The organism is Methylobacterium tardum (genome assembly GCF_023546765.1).
GTDB classification, from domain to species: Bacteria; Pseudomonadota; Alphaproteobacteria; order Rhizobiales; family Beijerinckiaceae; genus Methylobacterium; species Methylobacterium tardum.
Window position 1 is genome coordinate 5,861,258 of sequence record NZ_CP097484.1, and the last position, 22,054, is coordinate 5,883,311.

Here is a 22,054-nt window from a genome sequence, read left to right on the forward strand (position 1 = left end):
CCGGAGGAGAGCTGCGCTCAGACGGCGGCCTGCTTCTCGACCACGGTCGTCTCGGCGATATCCGCGGGTTCATACAGCCACCGGGCCAAGGCCCCCGCCGCCATCGCGCCCACGACCGGTGCCAGCCAGAACAGCCAGAGCTGACCAAGGTAATCGCCGCCCGCGATCAGGGCCGGTCCGGTGCTGCGCGCCGGATTGACCGAGGTGTTGGTCACCGGGATCGAGACGAGATGGATCAGCACCAGGGCGAAGCCGATCGGGATCCCGGCAAATCCCACCGCGGCGCCCTTCGACGTCGTGCCGATGATGATGAACAGGAAGAAGAATGTCGTCAGAAACTCAGTGATCAGGCAGGCTGCAAGTCCGTACTTGCCGGGGCTGAGCTCGCCATAGCCGTTGGACGCGAAGCCGTTCGGAATCCAGCCCGCCTTGCCGGAGGCGATACTGTAAAGGACTCCTGCGGCGAGAATGGCACCGATCACCTGGGCGCCGATATAGGGCAGAACGTGCCGCGTCGCGCACCGATGGCCCGACCAGAGCCCAAGCGTCACGGCAGGATTGAAGTGGCCGCCTGAGATGTGGCCCACGGCGTACGCCATCGTGAGCACCGTGAGACCGAAGGCGAGCGCGACACCCAGGAAACCGATCCCGAGTTCGGGGAACGCGGCCGACAAGACGGCGGCGCCGCAGCCGCCAAAGGTGAGCCAGAACGTGCCGAAGAACTCGGCCGTCGCCCGGCGCATCGTATCATGATCCATGCCGATACCTCCCGCCGCGTAGGCCCGCGAGGCACTCATGAAGCAGGTTGCGAAAGGGTTCTTGGCGCGTCGCGAGGGTGACTTTCCTGCGTCAGCTACGGACATTTTGCTGACGCAGTGCGCGATGGTTGCATGTCGCAAAATCATGCGCAATCATGAGGTCGTCGGTTATTTTTAATACAGTATAAATTGTCAAAAAAGTCGATGAAAGATCGTATTCGAAGATAAATCTCTGTCCGCTGGCGGAGGATGGATTGCCCGAAGCGAAGGGAGAAGTGCCGCGTCGAGAAGGCGGTCTCTGCGACCCTGATCACGATGGAGCGTCCGCCGCTCACGCCCGTGCCGCCGCCCCCTCCAGCACGGCCCGGATCCGCGGCAGCGCCGCCCGGGCGGCCCGGTGACCCAGCGCGATCCCCTCGGCAGCGCGATGGAAGTCGAACAGGCCGAAGCCGGCCACGTCCGGACCAATGGCCACGTCCGGCGGGTCGCGCTCCAGCCGCGCCCGGGAGATCCGGTCCTGGGTGATGTTGAACGCGTCGAGCACCACCCGGGCGATGCCCGGCACGGCGATCTCGGGCTCGGCCCGGTCGAAGCCCGGCAGGCGCCCGCGCACCACCCGCAGGAAGCCCCGGCGCGGGGCCGGCTCCGGTGCCTCGCGCACGACCGGGCCGCCGGTGTCGCCGTTGAGGTTCACGCAGATCACCAGATCCGCCCCGAGCGACCGGGCCAGAGCCACCGGCACCGGGTTGACCAGCGTCCCGTCCATCAGCACCCGTCCGTCATGGGCGACCGGGGGGAACAGGCCGGGGATCGCGTAGGAGGCGCGCACCGCATCCACCGCCGGCCCCTCGGTCAGGCTGACCTCGTGGCCGGTGCCGTACTCGGTGGCGACGCAGCCGAAGCGGACCGGCAGGCTCTCGATCCGGCGCTCGCCGAGATCGGCGGCGAGGCGCTGGCGCAGGCGGTTGCCGGCGATCAGGCCGGAGCCCGGCAGCCGCGGGTCGATCAGCCCGACCACCCGGCGTCGGGTCAGCGCCCGCGCGAAGGCCTCGAGCCGGTCGAGCCGCCCGGCCGCGTAGCAGGCGCCGACCACCGCGCCGATGGAGCAGCCCGCCACCACGGTCGGCGTCAGGCCGGCCTCCTCGAGCGCCCGGATCACCCCGATATGGGCCCAGCCCCGGGCCGAGCCGCCACCCAGGGCGAGCCCGATCCGCGGACCGGCGCTCGGCGGCGGCCGGACCGGCTCGACGGTGCCGGGGAGGAACAGCGACTCGGCCGATTCGCCTTGCCACCGGGTGGCAAGGGGCCGGCTCATCGCCGGTCGTCCTTCAGGACGACGCGGCCGTCCGGCGCGCGCTCGACGCTGCGGTAGAAGCAGTCCCGCCGGCCGGTGTGGCAGCAGCCGCCGTCGCCGCCGACCGCGACGCGGATCAGCAGGGCATCCTGGTCGCAATCGACCCGCATCTCGGCGACACGCTGGATCTGCCCGCTGGTGGCGCCCTTGTGCCAGAGTTCCTGCCGGGAGCGCGACCAGTACCAGGCTTCGCCGGTCTCGAGCGTGCGCGCCAGCGACTCGGCGTTCATATGGGCGAGCATCAGGACGCGGCCATCCTCGGCGTCGACCGCGATGCAGGCGACGAGCCCGTCCCGGTCGAAGCGGGGGGTGAGGGCCGTGCCCTCCTCGATCTCGGCGCGGGTGCCGGGGGGATCGAACGCGCTGTCGCTGCCGGTCATGGCGCCGAGGATCGTCCGGGAGGTTACTTGGCGCCTCCGCGCACCAGGGTCAGGAAGCGGACCTGCTCGTTGGCGTCGTCCTTGAACACGCCGCGGAACTGGCTGGTGATCGTCGAGACGCCGGCCTTCTGGACGCCGCGCATCGCCATGCAGAGATGCTCGGCCTCCACCATCACGGCGACGCCGCGGGGCTTGAGGATGCTCTCGATCACGTCGGCGATCTGCGCCGTCATGGTCTCCTGCGTCTGCAGGCGGCGGGCGAAGGTGTCGACCACCCGGGCGAGCTTCGACAGGCCGACCACGCCCTTGGTCGGGTAGTAGGCAATGTGGGCGAGGCCCATGAACGGCACCATGTGGTGCTCGCAGTGGGAGTGGAACGGGATGTCGCGCACCAGCACGATGTCCGAGTAGCCCTCGACCTCCTCGAAGACGCGTTCGAGCAGCGCCTCGGCATTGACGCCGTAGCCGCCGAACAGCTGCTCATAAGCCTTGGTCACCCGGGCCGGCGTGTCGCGCAGGCCTTCCCGGGTCGGGTCGTCGCCGGCCCAGCGCAGGAGCGTGCGCACGGCGGCCTCGGCCTCGGCACGGCTCGGGCGGCCGGTCTCGATCCCGTCGGGCACGCGGGTCGCGGAGGCCGGCTCCGGGGCGATCTCCACGGAGCGGCCGTCATCGGCCGGCCGATTGTCATTGCGCATGCCGTTCAGACCTTGCCCGTTGATCCCGTTCCCGTCGAAACCCTGGCCGTCGCCCTGATAGGACAAGGATTTGAGCGCGGCATCCATGGCATCTCCGGCCCGCGCGATGCGGGACTTCATCGGGGTGCTGTCGGGCTTGGCGTACATCGTCGGATCGCGTCGGGCGTTTGAGGGAAGATCCCGGGCTCGAAAAAGGTTTCAAGCCGGCGCCCCGGTTGGAAGAGAGCCTGGGCTCACCCCGGCCGTGGGCGCGACCCTGGTCGGCGACGCGCCTCCTCGCGAAGCGGCCGTGAGGGGCCTATATCATCGTTCGCGGGGCAACACGCAATGCGCAGGCAATGCGCGAGTCGCGCGGCAGAGTCCCGAGGGCTCTGCGCCGCTCTCCGCGCACCCGGCCGAGGATCCGATGCTCGGCGACATCTACAACCGCCGTATCCTGGAACTCGCCGCCGACATCCCCCGGCTCGGCCGGCTGGAGAGCCCCGATGCCAGCGCCACGGCGCATTCCCGCCTGTGCGGCTCGACCGTGACGGTCGATCTCGTGCTGGGCGAGGACGGACGGGTGGCGGATTTCGCCCACGAGGTCCGCGCCTGCGCCCTCGGTCAGGCCTCCTCGTCGCTGATGGGCCGGCACGTGGTCGGCGCCAGCGCGGACGAGCTGCGCGGCGTGCGCGCGGCCATGCGGGCGATGCTCAAGGAGAACGGCCCGGCCCCCGACGGCGCCTGGGCGGATCTCGCGGTGCTGGAGCCGGTGCGGGAGTTCAAGGCGCGCCACGCCTCGACGCTCCTGACCTTCGACGCCGTGGTCGACGCCCTCGACCAGATCGCCGCCAAGCGCCAAGCCGCGTGAGCGCGTGATCCGGCGCGCCGCGCACGGGCTGATCCGCGGCTACCAGCTCACGCTGTCCGGGCTGATCGGCCGCCAGTGCCGGCACTGGCCGAGCTGCTCCGAGTACACCGACACGGCGATCATCCGGCACGGGCTCTGGCCCGGCGGCTGGATGGGCTTCGCGCGGATCTGCCGCTGCGGCCCGCTCGGTACCCATGGCATCGACCTCGTGCCGGAGCGGCTGCCGGACGGTTCGGCCTGGTACCGCCCGTGGCGCTACGCCCGCTGGCGCGGCGTCGAGGCGCCGCCCTCGCCCTTCGCGTGCGAGGCGGTGGAGGAGGATGGCCGGGCGGAAGCGCGCTGACCGGTCCGTTCCTGTTTTGTTTCACGTGAAACAGGCGGCCTGTTCGTTGATCCCCGCCGTCATCCCGGGGCGCCGAAGGCGAGCCCGGAATCCAGAGCCTCCCCCGGTGCCACACCTTGCCACGTCGGCGGGTCTGGATCCCGGGCTCCGCTTCGCGGCCCCGGGATGACGGCCCGTCGCCTCACGCCACCCGGTTGGCGGCGAGCCGTTCCGCGAACTCGATCGCCTCGATCAGGCTGCGCTCGTTGGCGACGCCCGTGCCGGCGATGTCGAAGGCGGTGCCGTGATCGACCGAGGTGCGGATGATCGGCAGGCCCAGGGTGATGTTCACCCCCGACAGGTCCATCCACTTGCCGGTCGCCGGGTCGATCTCGAAGCCGAGCAGCTTCACCGGGATGTGCCCCTGATCGTGGTACATGGCGATCACCGCGTCGTACTGGCCGGCGCGCAGCTTCACGAACACCGTATCGCCCGGCACCGGCCCGTGGATGTCGAGCCCGTCGGTGTTGGCCGTCTCGATCACCGGGGTGCTGACATCGATGTCCTGGCGCCCGAACAGGCCGCCCTCGCCGGCATGGGGGTTGAGCGCCGCCACCGCGATCTTGGGCTTGGCGAGGCCGAGCCCCTTCAGGGCCTTGTCGGTGAGGTCGATGACGAGGCGCAGGCGCTCCGGGGTCAGGCGCTTCGGCACGTCCTCCAGCGCCACGTGGGTGGTGACGTGGGAGACCCGCATGTTGCCGTGGGCCAGCATCATTACCGAGCCGCGCACGCCGGTCAGCTCCGCCAGCATCTCGGTATGGCCAGCATAATGGTAGCCGGCCTTGTTGAGCGCCTCCTTGTTCAGCGGCGCCGTGACGATGCCGCCGATCTTGCCGGCCATGGCGAGGCGCACCCCGGCCTCGATCGCTTTGTAGGCGAAGCGCCCGCCATCGGCCGAGAGCCGGCCCGGCTCGATCGGCGCGCCCTCGGCATCCGCCTGGAGGCAGCACAGGGCCGGCCAGTCGCCGTCCTCGGCGACCTCGGGGATCTGCTCCGGCAAGAGGTTCAGCGCCGCCTCCGCCCGGCGCAGCGCCGGGGCGCTGCCGATGACCATCAGCTTCAGGTCGCCGGCCGCGATCCGGTCCTTCAGGCGGGCCGCGGCCTTGACGATGATCTCCGGGCCGATGCCGGCCGGGTCGCCCATGGTGATGGCCAGATGTTGCGTCACGGGTCGCTCCTGTCGGTCGTCAAGTCGGGCGTCAGGCCGGTCTGAGGCCGTTCTCGTGAAGTAGATCGCGCCAGACGCCCTCCGTTCCGAAGGCGCCCGATTTCGACACCACCGCGAGCCCGTCCCAGCGGCCGCCCCGCAGGGTCGAGCGCGGCAGCCCCGGGGTGATCTGGCCGGTGACGTCCAGGCGCTCGACCCGGAGCGCGAGGCACAGCGCCTTCAGGGTCTCGCCGCCGGCGACCAGCAGGGTTCCGGGCTTCGGCATCCGGTCGATCACGCCCGCGAAGGCGGCGGCGATCCGCGCTGCCGCGTCTTCCCGGGCAGTGCCGTCAGGTAGGGCGAGGCTCGCCAGGACGGCGCCGTCCCGGTCGAGGCGCGTTCGCACGGCGCCGGCTTGGTCCGGGTGGTCCGGTGACAGGATGAGATGGTGCCCGCCGCAGGCCGCGAGCTGCGCGGCGGTCTCGGCCCGGTCGGAGCCGAACAGGCCGAGCACCGGGCCGGTGAGACGCGCGTCGCTCGGGGCTGCGACGCCGCGCGCCAGGGCCGCCGCGAGGCCGCCGCTGCCGCACCACAGCACCGCGCCGTCCCGGCCGAGCTCCGCCACCCGCGCCAGATCGGCGTCGCTGTCCGCGTCGTAGACCGCGACGCCCGGAACCGACCCGTCGGCGACGGAGGCCCGCCGCGCCGGCAGCCCGACCGCCCGCAGCGCCTCGGCGATGTCGTCGGAGACCGGCGCCCAGCCACCGTCCCGCCGGGCGAGCTGGCGCCCATTCTCCGTGCGGCGGCCCTGATAGGGGAAGGCCGGCGCGACGATGCAGCGATCCCAGGCCCCGAGGCGCATCACGGCGGCGAGTTCCGCCGCCCAGGGGCCGCGGAGCAGGCTGTCGACTTTCTTGAAGGCGATGTCGGCGTCGCGCAGCCGGGGCGCGAGGCCGCCGACGATCCCGGCGGCAGCCTCCTCCGACAGCTCGCGGGTCCCGGAATCGATCGCCAGGCAGCCGGGCGCCTCGGCGGGCAGGATCTCCGGCCACGCCACCGGGATCGGCCCGCACAGGCCGGTGAAGCCGGCCGCCGTGTCGAGGGTGCCGGTCAGGTCGTCGGCGATGAGGCGAAGGCGGGTCATGATGCGCGAGAGGCGTTCACGGCGGCGGGGCCGGAGCCGCACCTGTGCCGGTCCTTGCAGTCGGCGGCCGGATCGCCGGCCGGTCCGATGACAGCAGCGCCGGCTTCGGCACGCATCCTGAGGATCCTCGCGGTGGGCACAGCCCTGACTTGTTGTGAAGCTGTCCGCCGGATACGCCCGACTCGCGCCGCCGGTCAAGGAAGGGCGCGGAGGGCCCGGCGTGCCGATGTGTCCACTGGAATGGGGGCGATCAACCCGCGCCGTCTTTCCGGGACTGCGAAGCAGGGCCCGGAATCCAGACCCGCCGACGCGGCCAATCCTGGCACCGACAGCGGGTCTGGATTCCGGGCTCCGCTCCGCGGCTCCGGAATGACGGGGTGATCTGTCGGAAGCCGCCGGCGCGCCGGACACTCAAGGCGGCGACATCGACAGGTCGAGGAGCCGCCCCTCGAACAGGCGGTCGCGCGAGCGGCGGATATGGGCGTCCATGCGGGCGCGGGCGGCCTCGGCATCGCCGTCGCGGATCGCCGCGAAGATCCCGCGGTGCTCCTCCAGCACCCCGCGCAAACCGGAATTCGGGCCGAGCAGGGCGAGTCCGTGGATCTTCATGCCGACCGCGATGTGCGATTGCAGCGCCTGCAGGGAGGCCGCGAAATAATGGTTGTTCGCGGCTGTCGCGACCGCGTGGTGGAAGGCGAAATCCGCGTCCTCCCGATGCTGCTCCTGACGGGTGGCGACGGTGAGAAGGTCGAGGGCGGCCTCGATCCGGGCCAGGGCGGTCGCGTCGCGCCGGGCCGCGGCGTGGCCGGCGGCGTCCGGCTCGATCGTCAGGCGGAACTCGTAGCAGCGCTGGATGTCGGCGATGCTCTCCACCGGCGCGAAGCCCGGCGCGGGACTCGCCCCGCGCGGCCGGACGAAGCTGCCCGCCCCCTGTCGCGAGACGATGGCACCCTCCCGGCGCAGCCGGTCGAGGGCCGCCCGCACCACCGGGCGCGACACCCGGAAATGACGCGCGAGGTCGTGCTCGCCGTGCAGGCGGGCATGGGCCGCGTAGGTACCGTTGGCGATGCCCGCGAGGATCGCGCGGTAGATGCCGTCGGCCGGGGCGGTCGGCCGCACCGGCACCGTGACGGGACGGGATGCCGGATCGGAGGCCTCCGCTCCGTCGGGCAGGGCTGACGACATCCCGAAGCACCTCCGTCCGCGCGCGGCCAAGTCAGCGTGGAAGCCGCACGCTTGTCAACGATTTGTCGACAAGGACACCGGCCGAGCGACGTCCGAAGCGACGTGTTGCACGCACTTGTCGAAAGGTTGTAGCAGGCGGCCGGGGGGACTTGCGGGTGTCAGGCCCGGGACAGAGGCCACACCGGAGGACGACCCATGCAGATTCCGATCAAGCGCTCGCTGGAGCGCGTCCCCGGCGGCTTGATGGTCGTGCCGCTGTTCCTCGGGGCGATCCTCCACACGCTCTTCCCGAACACCGCGACCTTCTTCGGCTCGTTCACCGGCGCCCTGTTCAACGGGGCGCTCCCGATCCTCGCCGTGTTCTTCGTCTGCATGGGCGCGGGCATCGACTTCCGCGCCACCCCGGCGATCGCCCGCAAGGGCGGGGTGCTGCTGGCCGCCAAGGTCGGCGTGGCGGCGCTCATGGGCGTGGTGGTCGGGCACTTCCTCGGCGAGGCCCCGGTCCTCAGCGGCGCCTTCGCGGGCATCTCGACGCTGGCGATCGTGGCCGCCATGAACGACACCAATGGCGGGCTCTACCTCGCCCTGATGGGCCAGTTCGGCCGCCCGAAGGATGCGGGCGCCTACGCGATCATGAGCCTCGAATCCGGCCCGTTCCTGACCATGGTGACGCTGGGGCTGGCGGGCCTCTCCGCCTTCCCGTGGCCGACGCTGGTGGGCAGCATCCTGCCGCTGCTCATCGGCATGGTGCTGGGCAACCTCGACCGCGACATGCGCGCCTTCCTGTCGGGCGCCGCGCCGGTGATGATCCCGTTCTTCGCCTTCGCCCTCGGCTTCGGGCTCGACCTCGCCAAGATCTGGCAGGCGGGCCTGCTCGGCATCGGGCTGGGCGCGGCCGTCGTCGTCGTGACGGGGGCGGTCCTGTTCGTCGCCGACCGGCTCACCGGCGGCAACGGCGTGGCGGGCGTCGCCGCCGCCTCGACGGCCGGCAACGCCGCCGCCGTGCCGGCCATCATCGCGGCCGCCAACCCGGCCTACGCGGACGCCGCCGGGCCCGCGACGGTGCTGGTCGCGGCGAGCGTCGTGGTCACCGCCCTGCTGGTGCCGCTGCTGACCGCCTTCGTGGCCGCCCGGGTCCGGCAGGAGGCGCCGGAGGCCGAGCCGCTGCTGGACCCGGTCCCGCAGCCGGTGACGACGGCGCACTGACCCCGCGACGGACAGGCCCCGGCCGCGCGCCGGGGCAGCAACCGAATTCGGGGACGTCCGGTTGTCTCGGCAGACAGCCCGGCACAGCCGCGGCGCACCGACAGACCGGAGCGGGCACAGCATGTCCACTGAAGCGCGAGGCAAGACCCATATCGACATCTACGACCGGACCGTGCGCGAGGCCTGGGCCCAGCGGTTCGGGGTGAGCGAGGAGCGGCTGCGCAAGGCCGTCACCATGGTGGGCAGCCGGATTACCAGCGTGGCCGCCTATCTCGACAGGCCGGCCCCCTGATCGCCGCTGGCGGCGACGACGTGAAGCCCGACCTTCATCCGTCCCCGGGGGCTTCGGCCCCGGGGCGCCCGCCTCAGCCCCCGGGTCATCGCCTGTGCCCGATTCCCCGCATGCGCCTCCGCCGCCCCGGGCGCCGGATGCCATCACTTTCGAGCAGATCCGCGAGCGCGCCTACGAATTGTGGGAGCGCAATCACCGGCCCGAGGGATTCGAGATCGAGTTCTGGCTCCTGGCCGAACGGGAGCTGCGCAAGGAGCGCGAGCGCCAGAAGACCACCGACACGCCGCCCGCTGAATCCGACCCGCCACCGAGCTAGAGCGCGGTCCGACGAGGCGCAGGCCGGTCTCGGCCCGGGAGGACCGGCTCGCGCCGCCGCTCAGGCGGTCTTGGCAGGCAGCGTGAACAGGTCGACGAAGGCGCGCGCGAGATCGGCCTCGCCCGCGAAGGCGAGCGTGCCGCCGGCCCCGTCCCGGACGAGGGGCGCCTTGCCGTAGATCGTCCGGCGCAGCGCCCGCGTATCGCCCGTGAAGGCGAGATCGGGGGCGTCCATGACACCGCGGCGCACCTGGACCTCGCCGCCCTCGACCGTCGCGACGAAGTCCTCGCCGGGGAAGTGAAACGCGGCCGACACGGCCAGCGACGCGGCGCGCTTCGGATCGACCAGCGCCTGGAGCGACATCATGGCCGAGGCCGCCGACATGAACAGGCTCCGGTCGTGCCGCGGCGAGCGCGCCGCCCAGCGCCCCATGGCGCGCATCAGCGGCGCGGCCTCGCGGCCCCACTCGGTCAGGTCGTAGACCTGGACGCTGGCGGGCGACGGCAGCCGGTAGCGCAGGACGATGCCGGCCTCCTCGAGGCTCTCCAGGCGCTGGGTCAGCACGTTGGCGCTGAGGCCCGGGAGGTTCGCCCGGATCTCGCCGAAGCGGCGCGGGCCGAACACGAGCTCGCGCATGATCAGCAGCGACCAGCGCTCGCCGATGAATTCGAGGGCCAGGGCGGTGCCGCAGGCATCGTCGTAGCGGCGCTCCCGCGGGCTCGGTCCGACGTCAGTTATTTTTTCTGACTGCATGGTTGCTTTGTGTAACCGAGACTGCCAGCCTGCGCAAAGCGGGGCCGGACGAGTCGCCGCCACACAAATCGCCGCGAGAAACGCGCCGCGCCGGGCCAACGTGCCCACTCACACGGAGGAATGCGCCCGATGCCCATTTCCGAGGGGACGCCCGTTTGGTTCGAGCTGAACGCCGGCGATCCGGATGCGGCTCAGGCCTTCTACGAGGCGGTCGCCGGCTGGCACGTCGCGCCGTCGCCCATGCCCGAGCACGGCGGATACCGGATCGGCGCGGCCGACGGCCACCCCGTGGCGGGGATCCGGCAGACGACGCCGGAGGCGCCGGGCTTCCCCGGATGGGCGGTCTATCTCGCCACCCGCGACGTCGACGCCGCCGCCGGGCGGGTGGTGGAACTCGGCGGCCGGGTCCGGTTCGGACCGGTCGACATCCCCCATGTCGGCCGCTTCGCGATGGTCAGCGACCCGCAGGACGTGGTCTTCGCGCTCCTGGCGGCGACCGATCCCGGGGAGAGCCGGGCCTTCGGGCCGGTGCCGCTCGGGACGCAGCCGACCCTCGGCCACGGCGTCTGGATCGAACTCGCCACCCCCGATCCCGCGGGCGCCTTCGCGTTCTACGGCGCGCTGTTCGGCTGGGAGAAGCTCGGCGCCATGCCGATGGGCGCGATGGGCGAGTACGCCTTCATCGGGCGGGGCGACCTGCGCCCCGGCGCGGTGATGTCGAGCGCGGCGACCGGCGCGCCGGCACGGTGGAACTGGTACATCCACGTCGCCGACATCGATGCCGCGCTCGCGACGGTGCGGGACAGTGGCGGCACGGTGCTCCAGGGGCCCGGCCCGATCCCCGGCGGCAGCTACTCGGCCAACATCGCCGATCCGGCGGGCAACAGGCTCGGCCTCGCCGGCCCGCGCAACGCAGCGTGAAGGGGAGCGACCCGCGATGACCGGCGACAAGCTGACGACCTGCCTGTGGTTCGACCACGGCGAGGCCCGCAGGGCCGCGGAATTCTACGCCGAGACCTTCCCGGACAGCCATGTCGGCGCCCCCATGAACGCCCCGTCGGATTTCCCGGGTGGGTCCGCGGGCGCCGAACTCACGGTCGCGTTCACCGTGCTCGGCCGTCCGTTCGTCGGCCTGAACGGCGGCCCCGCCTTCAGGGCCAACCAGGCGGTCAGCTTCATGGTGCTGACCGAGGATCAGGCGGAGACCGACCGCTACTGGGACGCCATCGTGGGCAGCGGCGGGGAGGAGAGCCAGTGCGGCTGGTGCCGGGACCGCTGGGGCTTCTCGTGGCAGATCACGCCGCGGGCGCTCCTGCGCGCCAACAGCGCTCCCGACCGGGCCGCGGCGCGGCGCGCGTTCGAGGCGATGATGACCATGCGCAAGATCGACATCACCCAGATCGAAGCGGCCCTGCGCGGAGGCTCTGCCGATGCGTGAGATCACCGGCTCCCTGTTCCAGTCGCTCGATGGCGTGATCCAGGCACCGGGCGGGCCTGAGGAGGACCAGACCGGGTTCCGGCACGGCGGCTGGACCTTCCCGTACTTCGACGAGTCCCTCGACGGGCCGATGAGTCGGCTGCTCGCGGGCGCGTACGAATTGCTGCTCGGGCGGCGGACCTACGAGATCTTCGCCGCCTACTGGCCGCACAACGGCGACCAGCCAATCGGGGCGACCTTCAATGCCGTGCGCAAGCATGTCGTGACGTCGTCCGACCGGGCGCTGGACTGGAACAACAGCCAGCGTCTCGTCGGCGATCCGGTCGCGGCGGTCACGCGCCTCAAGGACAGCGACGGTCCCGATCTCCTCATCCAGGGCAGCAGCCTGCTGTACCCGGCTCTACTCCCGGCAGGGCTCATCGACCGGATCGTGCTGATCACCTTCCCGGTCATGCTCGGCCGCGGCAAACGCTGGTACGCGGACGATCCGGAGACGGCCCGGTCGTGGACGCTGATCGAGCAGGCGCACGCGCCGAACGGCGTGCACTTCGCGTCCTTCGCACGCGGCGGCGCGGTTCAGACCGGCAGCTTCGCCACCAAGCCCCCGAGCGCGGAGGAACGCGCGCTGCGCCAGCGCCAGGCGGAAGGCCGCTGGTAAGGCCGCGCCGCACGGCGCCTGCCGGGTGAGGCCGCTTCCCTGGCGCGCCCCTTGCTTCGTTGTCCGGTCTGGTAAGCGGGGAGGGTGCGGGATGGGGCCGATCTGTCGGGAGCAGCCGGCGCAGAATCCTCCGGCCGCCGCTGCGGCGCGCGGTTGAGCCCAGCCCCGTGTCGCCTGTACCATCTCCGGTCGATCGTCCTGCGCCCGAGGAGCGGCAGGCGCCACACGCGGAGCCCCTTGCCCTGACCCGTCGAAGCCTCGCCGCACTCGGCCTCGGCGGCGTCGCGGCCGCCGCGTCCGGAGGCGCCGCGCACGCCCAGGCGCCGGGGGTGCCGGGCAAGCCCGGGACACTCACCACCGGCCCGGTCTCGCAGGCGGGCCTCGGCCCGCGCCTGACGCTGCACGCCATCGACAATTTCCACGGCACGCCGGGGGCAGGGATGGTCTGCGACCTGTCCGTGCGCGACGGCGACGCCTACCGGCCGATCAAGACCGTCACCACCGCCGCCAACGGCCGGCCGGCCGAGCCGCTCCTCGTCGACGACGCCCTCAAGCCCGGCCAGTACGAGCTGCTGATGCACGTGGAGGCGTATTTCACGGCCCTCGGGGTCACCCTGCCGAGCCCGAACTTCCTCAGCCGTGTGCCGATCCGCTTCCGAATCCGCGATGCCGGCCAGCGCTACCACCTGCCGGTGCTGTTCACGCCGTGGGGCTATTCCTACTATCGCGGCAGCTGACGCCCACTCCGAACCGCTTCGCTGAGGACCCCGCAGGCATGGCCGGCATCTCGACCCACGTCCTCGACACCGATCGCGGGCGCCCCGCCGCTGGGGTCCGCATCGACTTCTCGGTGCTGGACGGGGAGACGTGGCGGCTCGTGAAGAGCGTGGTGACCAACGCCGACGGGCGGACCGACGCGCCCATCCTGGCGGCGAACGAGGCCAAAGCGGGCCAGTACGAGCTGGCCTTCCACGTCGACGATTATTTCCGGGGCCGCGCCGGCACCGACGAGGCCGACATCTTCATCGACAATCCCGTGGTGCGCTTCGCGATCTTCGACCCGAAGCAGCATTATCACGTGCCGATGCTCTGTGCGCCCGGCAGCTTCACCACCTATCGCGGCAGCTGAGGCCCGTGCCCGATCTCGCCGCCGTCAACCGGATGGAGGAGGACGCCTTCGTGGGCCTCCTCGGAGGCGTGTTCGAGCACGCCGCCTGGGTGGCGTGGGCCGCCTGGCACGAACGGCCGTTCGCCAGCGTCGCGGCCCTGCACGCCGCGATGATGCGGGCGGTCCGTGCGGTCCCCGGCGAGACGCGGCGCGCCTTCCTCAACGGCCATCCGGAACTCGCCGGGCCGGAGGCGCGGGCGCGCAGCCTGACAGCGGATTCGGCGAGCGAGCAGGGCGGCGCCGGGCTCGACCGCATGACCGAGGCCGACGCGGCGGCCTTCGACCGCCTGAACGCCGCCTACCGGGCGCGGTTCGGCTTCCCGTTCATCATCGCGGTGCGCGGCCGGAGCCGGGCCGAGATCCTGGCGGTGTTCGAGGCCCGGCTCGGGCGGGATCCGGCGGCCGAGGAGGCGACCGCGCTGGACGAGGTCGCGCAGATCACCCGCATGCGCCTCGATCGCTTGATCGACGCCTGAAGGTGGCTCAGGCCACGGCCGCGCGGGCGTCCTTGATCGCTGCCTCGAAGGCGACGAAGGCCGTGGTGGCCTCGTCCCAGGCATGGGCGCGCACGTGGCGGATCAGGGCCGCCGCCTGCTCGCGGGCCCGCGTCAGCGGCGCCTCCAGGGCGGCCGGCCGCGTCGGGTCGGCGGCGACGCCCGCCGGCGGGTTGTCCGCCGAGCGCATCCCCACCAGCGTCGCCGCGATGGCGCGGCGCCACGCGGCGCAATCGGCCGGGATGCGGGCCAGGCGGTCGTCCACGGCCTCCGCCTTCTGCCGGTCGAGCAGGGTCCGGCCGAGGTCCTCGATCTGCCCGAGCTGAGTCAGGGCGTCGCCGATCTCCCGCCGCGCCTTGTCGGTGCCCTCGGCGATCCGGCCGACGTTGCGGGCGATGTCGCCGGTCGCCAGGATCTGCTGGCCCAGAATCTCGGAGGCCTCGCGCATCTGCGCGGCGACATTTGCCACGGCGCCGCTCTCCGTCTCGACCCTGGCATTGGCCCGCACCATGGCGGCGGCGCCGGTCTCCACCGCGTTGCGGCTGCGCGTGACGGCCGCCTGCATCGCGGCCATTTCCTCCCGCAGGCCGTTCACACGGGCGCGGATCTCGTCGGTCGCCTTGGCGGTCTGCGCCGACAGGGTCTTGACCTCGGCGGCAACGACCGCGAAGCCGCGGCCCGCCTCGCCGGCCCGGGCCGCCTCGATCGTGGCGTTGAGCGCCAGCAGGTTGGTCTGGGCGGAGATCGCCGCGATGGTGCCGGCCATCTCCTCAATCCGCAGGGCCGCGACCGAGAAGCTGTCGAGCCGGCCGCCGATCTCCTCGGTGCCTTCCTCGATCCCGCGCATGCCTTCCGTGGCACGATGCAGGTCGCCGACGCAGGTGGCGATGCCCGCCCGGGCCGCCTCGGCGGTCTCGGCCGCCGAGGAGGAGCGGGCCGCGATCTCACCGGTTGTGGCGGCGAGTTCCTCGCTGGCAGCGGCGATCAGACGGGCCTGCTCGGCGGTGCCGGAGGCGTCGTGCGTCATCCAGCCGATCGACGTCCCGGCATCCGAGGCCGAGGCGGAGAGCCGGGCCAGAAGGGACAGCCACTCGCGATCGACGGCCGGCGCCGCCTCGGGGCGAGGGCTCGTTTCGGCAGGAGCAGCGGGCGGCACCTCGGTCGCGGCAATCGCCTTCACCGGGGTTACGGCCGCGTCCTGGCTCTGACGCTGCCGGCGCAAACTGAACATGCGGTTCCCTCCGACGCATTAATCAGCGGGACTGTCGCACCGAATCTTCAACCAATGATGAAGGTTGAGGCATGTCTCTGCGCCCGGCTGGAATCGCGGATGCAGCAGAGCGTTCACGTCGTCGTGCGCGATTACGGTGCCCCTGGACCTTTTCAGTCCAGGGGCACCTGAGATTACTCGCCCGTCAGAGCGGCCTTGGTGCGGGACCACCAGCCGGCGCGCTTCGGCCGGTCCGGATCGGAGGGGGCGTCAGCACGACCGCGACGGGCTCGGGCGCCGGTTCGGCCGTGGCCTTGGCGGGCTCCGCGGCTTCCGGCGCGGCAGAATCCGGCGCGGATGCCAGCGGCAGGTCCACCGCAGCCTCGTCGCGGTTCGCCGCCGGTGCGGCCTCGACCGCCTCGGCCACGGCCTGCGCGCTCACCGGCTCCTCCGCCGGCAGAGCGACCGCCTCGCCCGCAGCCTCCGGGGCTTCGTCCTGCTCGGCAGATTCGCGGCCGCGGCCCTCGCCGCGCCCACGTCCGCCGCGGCGCCCCCGGCGACGGCGGCGCCCACCCTCGTCGTCCGCGCGGGCCGACTCGTCCGGTCCGGCCACCGCCTCCTCGGCATCCCCGGTCTCGGCCGCAACGGCAGGCTGGGCCGGCTCGTCGGCGGCCTGCTCCTCGCCGTCCCACTCCTCGTCCGGGCCGTCCTCCTCGGAGCGCTCGCCGGCCTGGCGATTCTCCTCGGCGCTGCCGTCCTCCGAGCGGCCTTCCTGCCGACCGCCGCGCCGACGCCGACGCCGCCGACGCCGCCGGCCGTCGCCCTCATCGCGCGACGCGTCCTCGCGGGCCTCGGCCTGACCTTCCTCGGCCTCGCCCTCGGCTTCCGTCTCGGCCTCGGCCTCGACCTCGTCGGCCTCCTCGTCCTCGTCCTCGAACTCGGTGGTCGGCGAGATCGCCTGGGCGCGCACGCCCGTCACCGGACCCTCGGCGCGCTGGGCCGGCTCGCCGCGGTCGAGCTGGAACGCCGCGGTGGCCGCCAGGCGCTCGTCGGCCGCGATCGTGATGGTGACGCCGAAGCGCACCTCCAGCTCGCGCAGGTGCCCGCGCTTCTGGTTGAGGATGTAGAGGGCGACCTCAGTGCGGGTGCGCAGGACCAGGTTGTGGGAGGCCGACTTGAGCAGCGCTTCCTCGATCGAGCGCAGGATGTGCAGGGCCACCGAGGCGGTGGCGCGCACGAAGCCCGAGCCGCCGCAATGGGCGCAGGGGATTGAGGAGGATTCCAGCACGCCGGTGCGGATGCGCTGGCGGCTCATCTCCATGAGGCCGAAGGGCGAGATCCGGCCCACCTGGATGCGGGCGCGGTCGTTCTTCAGGCACTCGTTGAGCTTCTTCTCGACGGCGCGGTTGTTGCGCTTCTCCTCCATGTCGATGAAGTCGATGACGATCAGGCCCGCGAGGTCGCGCAGGCGCAGCTGGCGGGCGACCTCCTCGGCGGCCTCCAGGTTCGTCTTGAGGGCGGTGTCCTCGATGTCGTGCTCGCGGGTGGCGCGGCCCGAGTTCACGTCGATCGAGACCAGGGCCTCGGTCGGGTTGATCACGAGGTAGCCGCCGGACTTCAGCGAGACGTGGGTGGAGAACATCGCGTCGAGCTGCTGCTCGACGCCGAAGCGGGCGAAGATCGGCGTCGGGTCGCGGTAGGGCTTCACGACCTTGGACTGGCCGGGCATCAGCATCCGCATGAAGTCCTTGGCCTCGCGGTAGGCGTCCTCGCCGGCGACCAGAACCTCGTCCAGATCCTTGTTGTAGAGGTCACGGATGGCGCGCTTGATCAGCGAGCCCTCCTCGTAGACCAGCGCCGGGGCCATCGAGGTCAGCGTCAGCTCGCGGACCGATTCCCACAGGCGCATCAGGTACTCGAAGTCGCGGGCGATCTCGGGCTTGGAGCGCGAGGCGCCGGCGGTGCGCAGGATGACGCCCATCCCCTCGGGCACCTCCAGGTCCTGCACGACCTCCTTGAGGCGCTTGCGGTCGGCCGCCGAGGTGATCTTGCGGGAGATGCCGCCGCCGCGGCCGGTGTTGGGCATCAGCACCGAGTAGCGGCCGGCGAGCGACAGGTAGGTGGTGAGCGCCGCGCCCTTCGTGCCGCGCTCCTCCTTGACCACCTGCACCAGGATGATCTGGCGGCGCTTGATCACCTCCTGGATCTTGTACTGGCGGCGGTAGTGGCGGGGCCGCTCGGGGATCTCGGCCAGCGCGTCGCCGTTGCCGCCGACCTGGGCGATCTTGGGCTCGGCGTCGGGATCGTCGGAATCCTCGTCCGAATCGTCATCCTCGTCGGACTCGTCCTCGTCGTCCTCATCCTCGTCGTCGTCGGACTCCTCGTCCTCCGCATCCTCCTCGTCGGAGGACTCGTCGGCCTCGTCGTCGGCGACCGGCCCGGACGCGTCCGCCGTGACGGTCTCGGCCGGCGCCTCGGCCACGGTCAGCGCTTCCGCAATGGCGATCCGGGCCTCGGGCTCGACCGGGCTGTCCTGGTCGGTCGCGGCGTCCTCGGCCTGCGCCGCGACCGGGGCGGGGTCGATGGCTTCTGCGGCGGGCTCGGCAGCCGGCTCGGCGGCGAACTCGGCGCCCTGCGCCGGCTCGGCCTGCGGCTCGGCGATATCCCCGGCCGCGGTCTCGGAGGCGAGCGCCTCCTGCACCGCCTCGGGGTTCTCGGCGAGCGTGTCGGGCATGCCGGCCGGCGCGATCCCGGCCTCCGCGGGCGTCTCGGCGCGCTCCGCGGCCTGACCTTCGTCACCCTCGACCTGCGCGGTCTCGTGCGCGGCTTCGTGCGCGTCCTCGGCGCTCACCGTCTCGTCGGCGCTGCGGGCGCGGGCCTCGGCGCGGCGACCGCGGGAGCGGCGGGGCGAGCGGCGGCGGCGCTCCTCGCGCTCGCGGTGCTCCTCGGCGTCGCGGGCCTCCTCCTCGAGGAGCGCCTGCCGGTCGGCGAGGGGGATCTGGTAGTAGTCGGGGTGGATCTCGTTGAAGGCCAGGAAGCCGTGGCGGTTGCCGCCGTACTCGACGAAGGCCGCCTGGAGCGACGGCTCCACCCGGGTGACCTTGGCGAGATAGATGTTGCCGCGCAGCTGACGCCGGTTGGCGGCTTCGAAGTCGAACTCCTCGACCCTAGACCCGTGGACCGTGACGACTCGGGTCTCCTCCGAGTGCATCGCGTCGATCAGCATTTTGTTGGCCATGTCGGACTCTCGGCATGGCGGCCGACGTCGTTCTCCGTGCCCGTGGTCCCGGCGGCGCCTCGCCCGACGTCAAACCTGTCGGGCGTGGTGCCGGCCTCGTCGCCGAGGCGGATGGGTTCGAGGGGAAATTGCCGTCAACCGCCGTTCGGCGCCCTGGGCGCCTGGGGTTGAAACAGGCCGGGTCGAGGGACGGACCGGACCGACGCACCTCTCGCGCCTCCGGGGCACGCGCAGCGTTATGCTGGGCCGTGCGTCCGTCCATCGTGGTTCCGACCTCGCGAAACGATCTCGGCCGGCGGGAACCGGCCGTGAATTCCTGGGGTGCGGCGGAGGATCCCCGCCGCGTCGTGCGACACCTGCCCGATCGCGGGCGACACCCGTCGCCGCCAGACGGACCGACAGGATCCGCCGCGATACCGCAACCGTTTTCGCGAGGAATTCGGCCACGTCCGCGGGCCGTTGCGGCGGCCGGCGGGACCGGAAAGGGGTCGGTATCATTACAGACCGCTGCGCGGATTTGGCAAGGGTCAAGCGTGAAGAGATGTCACGGGGCTGTCACGGCTGTGATGCCAAGCGGCCCGTCATCCCGGGGCCGCGCAGCGGAGCCCGGGATCCAGAGGCGCCAACACAGAAAGTGTTGGCGACGACGTGGTTCTAGAGCGCCCGCCTCAGGCGTGCCCCTTCGGATCCTGGCGCGCCTGCAGCGCCCCGGAATGATGGCGCGGGTGCAAACGTCGTCCTGCTTCTACTCGGCCGCCGCGAGTTGCGGCGCCACCCCCGTCAGCGCCGCGGGCCTCGGACCGCCGGTCGCCCAGTCGAGCAGCTCCACCGTGTGGACGATCGGAATGCCCGTGCCCTTCCCGATCTGCGTCGCGCAGCCGATGTTGCCGGTGGCGATCACGTCGGGGCGCACGCGCTCGATATTGGCGACCTTCCGGGCGCGCAGCTTCAGGGCCAGCTCGGGCTGGAGGATGTTGTAGGTCCCCGCCGAGCCGCAGCAGATATGGCCCTCGGGCACGTCCTTGACGGTGAAGCCGGCCCGCTTGAGCAGGGCCTTCGGCTCCGTCCGGATGCCCTGGCCGTGCTGCATCGAGCAGGCCGAGTGGTACGCCACTACGAGGTCGCTCGCGTCCGTGGTCGTCTTCAGGTCGATCTGCGCCACGTACTCGGTGACGTCCTTGGCCAAGGCTGAGACCCGCCGCGCCTTCTCGGCATAGGCCGGGTCGTCGCGGAACATGAAGCCGTAATCCTTGATCGTCGTGCCGCAGCCGGACGCCGTCACTAGGATCGCGTCGAGGCCCTTGGCGATCTCGGCATCCCAGGCGTCGATCGTCTGCTTGGCGTGGGCGTGGGCCGAATGCTCCTTGCCCATGTGGTGGGTCAGCGCCCCGCAGCAGCCCTCGTTGGCGTGCACCACCTCGATCCCGTGCCGGTTGAGCAGCCGGATCGCCGCCGCGTTGAAGTCCGGCCGCAGCACACTCTGGGCGCAGCCGCGCAGCAGCGCGACGCGCTTGGCGGCCTGTCCGTTCGCCGGCGCGAACCGGCCCGGCCGGTTCGTCGGCTCACGGGGCGGCATCCCGGCCGGAGCGAGGTCGAGCATGGCGGCGAGGCGGTTGCCCACGCGCGGCAGGCGGCCGACCAGCCCGCGGAACGGCGCGCCGAGCTTGGCGGCGACCAGCGCGAGGCGGAAGCGGTTCGGGTAGGGCAGGACCTGGGCGAGCAGGGCGCGCAGAAACCGGTCGCCCGTCGGTCGCGCGTAGGTCTTCTCGATATGCGCCCGGGCATGATCGACGAGGTGCATGTAATGCACCCCCGACGGGCAGGTGGTCATGCAGGACAGGCAGGAGAGGCAGCGGTCGACATGCTTGACCACCTCCTGCGAGGCCGGCTTGCCGCCCTCCAGCATGTCCTTGATCAGGTAGATCCGCCCGCGCGGGGAATCGAGCTCGTCGCCGAGCAGCAGGTAGGTCGGGCAGGTCGCCGTGCAGAAGCCGCAATGCACGCAGGTCCGCAGGATTTTCTCCGAGGCCGCCATGGCGGGGTCGGCGAGCTGGGCGGGGGCGAAGTTGGTCTGCACGGGTCACATCCTCGGCGCCTCGCCTCCCCGCGACCGGGAAGGGGCGGAATCTGAAGCTTACAGTCCGGCGTACATCCGACCGGGGTTGAGCAATCCGGCCGGATCGTGCGCCGCCTTGATGCCGGCGGTGAGCCGCATCAGCGGCTCGGCCAGCGGCTGGAACACCGGAACGGCGGCGCGCACGGCGTCGGGGGCGCGCACCAGCGTGGCGTGGCCGCCCTGGGCCTGCACCGCCCGGCGCACTGTCGCGGCGCCGGCATCGCCTTCGGAGCCGGTGGCGAGCCAGATCAGGCCGCCGCCCCAGTCGAAGAACCAGCGGGCGTCGCGCTCCGCCGCGATTGCCGCCGCCAGGGCCGGCCCGTGGGTCGGCGCGGTGGAGATCCGCCAGAGCGCCGCCTCGCGCGGCTCGGCCAGCGGCGCGGCATCGCGCACCGACCGCCAGAGGGCGGCGCCGGCCTCGCCGTCCAGGATCTCCGCCGATCCGTAGCGCTTCAGCAGGCGGCGCAACTCGCCCGTCCGGTAGTCGATGGAGTCCGAGAAGCCTTCGAGACGCATCAAGGTTCGCGCCTGCGGGGCACCTATCCCCGTCGGCAGGTGGGCCGCGCCGGTCAGCTCGAACGGAGAGCCCAGGGCCTCCGACAGGGCCGCGATCCCGCGCGCGTCGTCGAGACCCGGGAAGATCAGCGTGGCGACGCGCTCGCAGGACGGCAGCACCTTGAAGGTCACCTCGGTGAGGAGCCCGAGCGTGCCGTGGGCGCCGGCCATCAGCTTCACCAAGTCGAGGCCGGTGACGTTCTTCATCACCCGGCCGCCCGACTTGATCGCCTCGCCCCGCCCGTTGACGAAGCGCACGCCGATCAGGCTGTCGCGGGCCGCCCCGGCATTGATCCGTCGCGGGCCGGCATTGTTGATCGCCGCCACCGCCCCGAAGGTCGGTTCGCCGGTGGTGCCGTAGAGGCCGCGCAGGTCCATCGGCTCGAAGGGCAGCATCTGACCCTGGGAGGCGAGCAGGTCCTCGACCTCGGCGAGGGGCGTCCCGGCCCGGGCGGCCACCACCATCTCGGCGGGCTCGTAGAGCGTGACGCCGGTGAGCGCCTTCGCCGAGAGCGTCGCGCTGTCCTGCGCGGGCCGGCCGAGACCTGCGGCGGTCCCGCCGCCGGCCAGCCGCAGGCGCTCGCCGCGCCCGGCGGCTGCCCGCACGATCTCCCCGGCCTCCGCCTCGGTGCCGGGCTCGTAGACGCCCATCGTTTCCGCCCCGGTCTTGTTTGTAGCCATTCCAGGACGGGTGTCGCCGGAACGGGCGGCGGAT

Annotated in this window: 22 protein-coding genes and 1 pseudogene; 11 read left to right on the top strand and 12 right to left on the bottom strand. The window is 72.1% G+C overall.

Annotated elements, in window-relative coordinates:
* Positions 1 to 17: 17 nt before the first annotated feature.
* From aqpZ to folE, 4 genes are all read right to left on the bottom strand, one after another.
* Positions 18 to 758, bottom strand: coding sequence for an aquaporin Z (gene aqpZ, locus M6G65_RS28010; RefSeq protein ID WP_250104300.1), 741 nt, complete (start codon positions 756 to 758; stop codon positions 18 to 20).
* 331 nt (positions 759 to 1,089) lie between these two features.
* Positions 1,090 to 2,073, bottom strand: coding sequence for a patatin-like phospholipase family protein (locus tag M6G65_RS28015; protein ID WP_238194553.1), 984 nt, complete (start codon positions 2,071 to 2,073; stop codon positions 1,090 to 1,092).
* Entirely contained in the window at positions 2,070 to 2,492 is a 423-nt protein-coding gene (gene hisI, locus M6G65_RS28020) for a phosphoribosyl-AMP cyclohydrolase (RefSeq protein ID WP_250103148.1), read from the bottom strand. The genes M6G65_RS28015 and hisI overlap by 4 nt, the downstream gene beginning before the upstream one ends.
* 23 nt (positions 2,493 to 2,515) lie before the next feature.
* On the bottom strand, positions 2,516 to 3,187 hold the full coding sequence (folE, locus tag M6G65_RS28025; RefSeq protein WP_373323664.1) for a GTP cyclohydrolase I FolE: 672 nt from the start codon (positions 3,185 to 3,187) through the stop codon (positions 2,516 to 2,518).
* A 406-nt stretch (positions 3,188 to 3,593) separates the two neighbouring features.
* On the opposite strand from folE, the gene M6G65_RS28030 reads away from it, so the two are divergent.
* Both M6G65_RS28030 and yidD read left to right on the top strand, forming a co-directional pair.
* Positions 3,594 to 4,037 (top strand): iron-sulfur cluster assembly scaffold protein, encoded by a 444-nt coding sequence (locus M6G65_RS28030; protein ID WP_250103149.1) that lies wholly within the window; start codon positions 3,594 to 3,596, stop codon positions 4,035 to 4,037.
* A gap of 4 nt (positions 4,038 to 4,041) precedes the next feature.
* Positions 4,042 to 4,380, top strand: coding sequence for a membrane protein insertion efficiency factor YidD (gene yidD / locus M6G65_RS28035; RefSeq protein WP_238194557.1), 339 nt, complete (start codon positions 4,042 to 4,044; stop codon positions 4,378 to 4,380).
* A gap of 181 nt (positions 4,381 to 4,561) precedes the next feature.
* On the opposite strand, the gene pdxA is transcribed toward yidD, so the two are convergent.
* The 3 genes from pdxA to M6G65_RS28050 all read right to left on the bottom strand — a co-directional run bounded on the left by pdxA (position 4,562) and on the right by M6G65_RS28050 (position 7,895).
* Entirely contained in the window at positions 4,562 to 5,587 is a 1,026-nt protein-coding gene (gene pdxA / locus M6G65_RS28040; RefSeq protein WP_238194558.1) for a 4-hydroxythreonine-4-phosphate dehydrogenase PdxA, read from the bottom strand.
* A gap of 31 nt (positions 5,588 to 5,618) precedes the next feature.
* A complete protein-coding gene (locus M6G65_RS28045) occupies positions 5,619 to 6,710 on the bottom strand; it encodes a four-carbon acid sugar kinase family protein (protein WP_238194559.1) in 1,092 nt (363 codons plus the stop codon).
* Between the two features lie 411 nt (positions 6,711 to 7,121).
* On the bottom strand, positions 7,122 to 7,895 hold the full coding sequence (locus M6G65_RS28050) for a FadR/GntR family transcriptional regulator (RefSeq protein ID WP_250103150.1): 774 nt from the start codon (positions 7,893 to 7,895) through the stop codon (positions 7,122 to 7,124).
* A 195-nt stretch (positions 7,896 to 8,090) separates the two neighbouring features.
* Here M6G65_RS28050 and M6G65_RS28055 point away from each other — a divergent pair, with 195 nt between their 5' ends.
* The 3 genes from M6G65_RS28055 to M6G65_RS28065 all read left to right on the top strand — a co-directional run bounded on the left by M6G65_RS28055 (position 8,091) and on the right by M6G65_RS28065 (position 9,709).
* Positions 8,091 to 9,101, top strand: coding sequence for a 2-keto-3-deoxygluconate permease (locus M6G65_RS28055; RefSeq protein ID WP_283214827.1), 1,011 nt, complete (start codon positions 8,091 to 8,093; stop codon positions 9,099 to 9,101).
* A 121-nt stretch (positions 9,102 to 9,222) separates the two neighbouring features.
* On the top strand, positions 9,223 to 9,393 hold the full coding sequence (locus M6G65_RS28060; protein ID WP_238194561.1) for a DUF3606 domain-containing protein: 171 nt from the start codon (positions 9,223 to 9,225) through the stop codon (positions 9,391 to 9,393).
* Positions 9,394 to 9,487: 94 nt separating this feature from the next.
* Positions 9,488 to 9,709 carry a DUF2934 domain-containing protein gene (locus tag M6G65_RS28065; protein WP_238194562.1) on the top strand — a complete coding sequence of 74 codons (222 nt, stop codon included), beginning with the start codon at positions 9,488 to 9,490 and terminating at the stop codon, positions 9,707 to 9,709.
* A 60-nt stretch (positions 9,710 to 9,769) separates the two neighbouring features.
* On the opposite strand, the gene M6G65_RS28070 is transcribed toward M6G65_RS28065, so the two are convergent.
* Positions 9,770 to 10,462 (bottom strand): winged helix-turn-helix transcriptional regulator, encoded by a 693-nt coding sequence (locus M6G65_RS28070; RefSeq protein ID WP_238194563.1) that lies wholly within the window; start codon positions 10,460 to 10,462, stop codon positions 9,770 to 9,772.
* Positions 10,463 to 10,591: 129 nt separating this feature from the next.
* On the opposite strand from M6G65_RS28070, the gene M6G65_RS28075 reads away from it, so the two are divergent.
* The 6 genes from M6G65_RS28075 (at position 10,592) to uraD (ending at position 14,202) form a co-directional block, all read left to right on the top strand.
* Complete coding sequence (locus M6G65_RS28075; RefSeq protein ID WP_238194564.1) at positions 10,592 to 11,383, top strand: VOC family protein; 792 nt, start codon at positions 10,592 to 10,594, stop codon at positions 11,381 to 11,383.
* 16 nt (positions 11,384 to 11,399) lie between these two features.
* Positions 11,400 to 11,900 carry a VOC family protein gene (locus M6G65_RS28080; RefSeq protein WP_238194565.1) on the top strand — a complete coding sequence of 167 codons (501 nt, stop codon included), beginning with the start codon at positions 11,400 to 11,402 and terminating at the stop codon, positions 11,898 to 11,900.
* The gene (locus M6G65_RS28085) at positions 11,893 to 12,558 is read left to right on the top strand and encodes a dihydrofolate reductase family protein (RefSeq protein ID WP_238194566.1); all 666 of its coding nucleotides are present in this window, start codon (positions 11,893 to 11,895) and stop codon (positions 12,556 to 12,558) included. The genes M6G65_RS28080 and M6G65_RS28085 overlap by 8 nt, the downstream gene beginning before the upstream one ends.
* A gap of 167 nt (positions 12,559 to 12,725) precedes the next feature.
* On the top strand, positions 12,726 to 13,295 hold the full coding sequence (uraH, locus tag M6G65_RS28090) for a hydroxyisourate hydrolase (RefSeq protein WP_238194567.1): 570 nt from the start codon (positions 12,726 to 12,728) through the stop codon (positions 13,293 to 13,295).
* 38 nt (positions 13,296 to 13,333) lie between these two features.
* Complete coding sequence (uraH, locus tag M6G65_RS28095; RefSeq protein ID WP_238194568.1) at positions 13,334 to 13,687, top strand: hydroxyisourate hydrolase; 354 nt, start codon at positions 13,334 to 13,336, stop codon at positions 13,685 to 13,687.
* A 5-nt stretch (positions 13,688 to 13,692) separates the two neighbouring features.
* The gene (gene uraD / locus M6G65_RS28100; RefSeq protein WP_238194569.1) at positions 13,693 to 14,202 is read left to right on the top strand and encodes a 2-oxo-4-hydroxy-4-carboxy-5-ureidoimidazoline decarboxylase; all 510 of its coding nucleotides are present in this window, start codon (positions 13,693 to 13,695) and stop codon (positions 14,200 to 14,202) included.
* A gap of 7 nt (positions 14,203 to 14,209) precedes the next feature.
* Here uraD and M6G65_RS33595 read toward each other — a convergent pair whose 3' ends face one another.
* From M6G65_RS33595 to M6G65_RS28120, 4 genes and pseudogenes are all read right to left on the bottom strand, one after another.
* A complete protein-coding gene (locus tag M6G65_RS33595; RefSeq protein ID WP_283214828.1) occupies positions 14,210 to 15,451 on the bottom strand; it encodes a methyl-accepting chemotaxis protein in 1,242 nt (413 codons plus the stop codon).
* A 173-nt stretch (positions 15,452 to 15,624) separates the two neighbouring features.
* Positions 15,625 to 18,668, bottom strand: a pseudogene (locus M6G65_RS28110) (Rne/Rng family ribonuclease).
* 745 nt (positions 18,669 to 19,413) lie between these two features.
* Entirely contained in the window at positions 19,414 to 20,745 is a 1,332-nt protein-coding gene (gene glcF / locus M6G65_RS28115) for a glycolate oxidase subunit GlcF (protein WP_238194571.1), read from the bottom strand.
* A 57-nt stretch (positions 20,746 to 20,802) separates the two neighbouring features.
* Positions 20,803 to 21,990, bottom strand: coding sequence for an FAD-binding protein (locus tag M6G65_RS28120; protein WP_238194927.1), 1,188 nt, complete (start codon positions 21,988 to 21,990; stop codon positions 20,803 to 20,805).
* Positions 21,991 to 22,054 lie beyond the last annotated feature (64 nt).

Excerpts from the sequence above, each read along its gene's own strand:
- aqpZ (WP_250104300.1), bottom strand. The coding sequence starts at position 758 with ATGGATCATGATACGATGCGCCGGGCGACGGCCGAGTTCTTCGGCACG.
- M6G65_RS28015 (WP_238194553.1), bottom strand. The coding sequence starts at position 2,073 with ATGAGCCGGCCCCTTGCCACCCGGTGGCAAGGCGAATCGGCCGAGTCG.
- hisI (WP_250103148.1), bottom strand. The coding sequence starts at position 2,492 with ATGACCGGCAGCGACAGCGCGTTCGATCCCCCCGGCACCCGCGCCGAG.
- folE (WP_373323664.1), bottom strand. The coding sequence starts at position 3,187 with ATGCGCAATGACAATCGGCCGGCCGATGACGGCCGCTCCGTGGAGATC.
- M6G65_RS28030 (WP_250103149.1), top strand. The coding sequence starts at position 3,594 with ATGCTCGGCGACATCTACAACCGCCGTATCCTGGAACTCGCCGCCGAC.
- M6G65_RS28045 (WP_238194559.1), bottom strand. The coding sequence starts at position 6,710 with ATGACCCGCCTTCGCCTCATCGCCGACGACCTGACCGGCACCCTCGAC.
- M6G65_RS28050 (WP_250103150.1), bottom strand. The coding sequence starts at position 7,895 with ATGTCGTCAGCCCTGCCCGACGGAGCGGAGGCCTCCGATCCGGCATCC.
- M6G65_RS28055 (WP_283214827.1), top strand. The coding sequence starts at position 8,091 with ATGCAGATTCCGATCAAGCGCTCGCTGGAGCGCGTCCCCGGCGGCTTG.
- M6G65_RS28060 (WP_238194561.1), top strand. The coding sequence starts at position 9,223 with ATGTCCACTGAAGCGCGAGGCAAGACCCATATCGACATCTACGACCGG.
- M6G65_RS28070 (WP_238194563.1), bottom strand. The coding sequence starts at position 10,462 with ATGCAGTCAGAAAAAATAACTGACGTCGGACCGAGCCCGCGGGAGCGC.
- M6G65_RS28075 (WP_238194564.1), top strand. The coding sequence starts at position 10,592 with ATGCCCATTTCCGAGGGGACGCCCGTTTGGTTCGAGCTGAACGCCGGC.
- M6G65_RS28080 (WP_238194565.1), top strand. The coding sequence starts at position 11,400 with ATGACCGGCGACAAGCTGACGACCTGCCTGTGGTTCGACCACGGCGAG.
- M6G65_RS28085 (WP_238194566.1), top strand. The coding sequence starts at position 11,893 with ATGCGTGAGATCACCGGCTCCCTGTTCCAGTCGCTCGATGGCGTGATC.
- uraH (WP_238194568.1), top strand. The coding sequence starts at position 13,334 with ATGGCCGGCATCTCGACCCACGTCCTCGACACCGATCGCGGGCGCCCC.
- M6G65_RS33595 (WP_283214828.1), bottom strand. The coding sequence starts at position 15,451 with ATGTTCAGTTTGCGCCGGCAGCGTCAGAGCCAGGACGCGGCCGTAACC.
- M6G65_RS28120 (WP_238194927.1), bottom strand. The coding sequence starts at position 21,990 with ATGGGCGTCTACGAGCCCGGCACCGAGGCGGAGGCCGGGGAGATCGTG.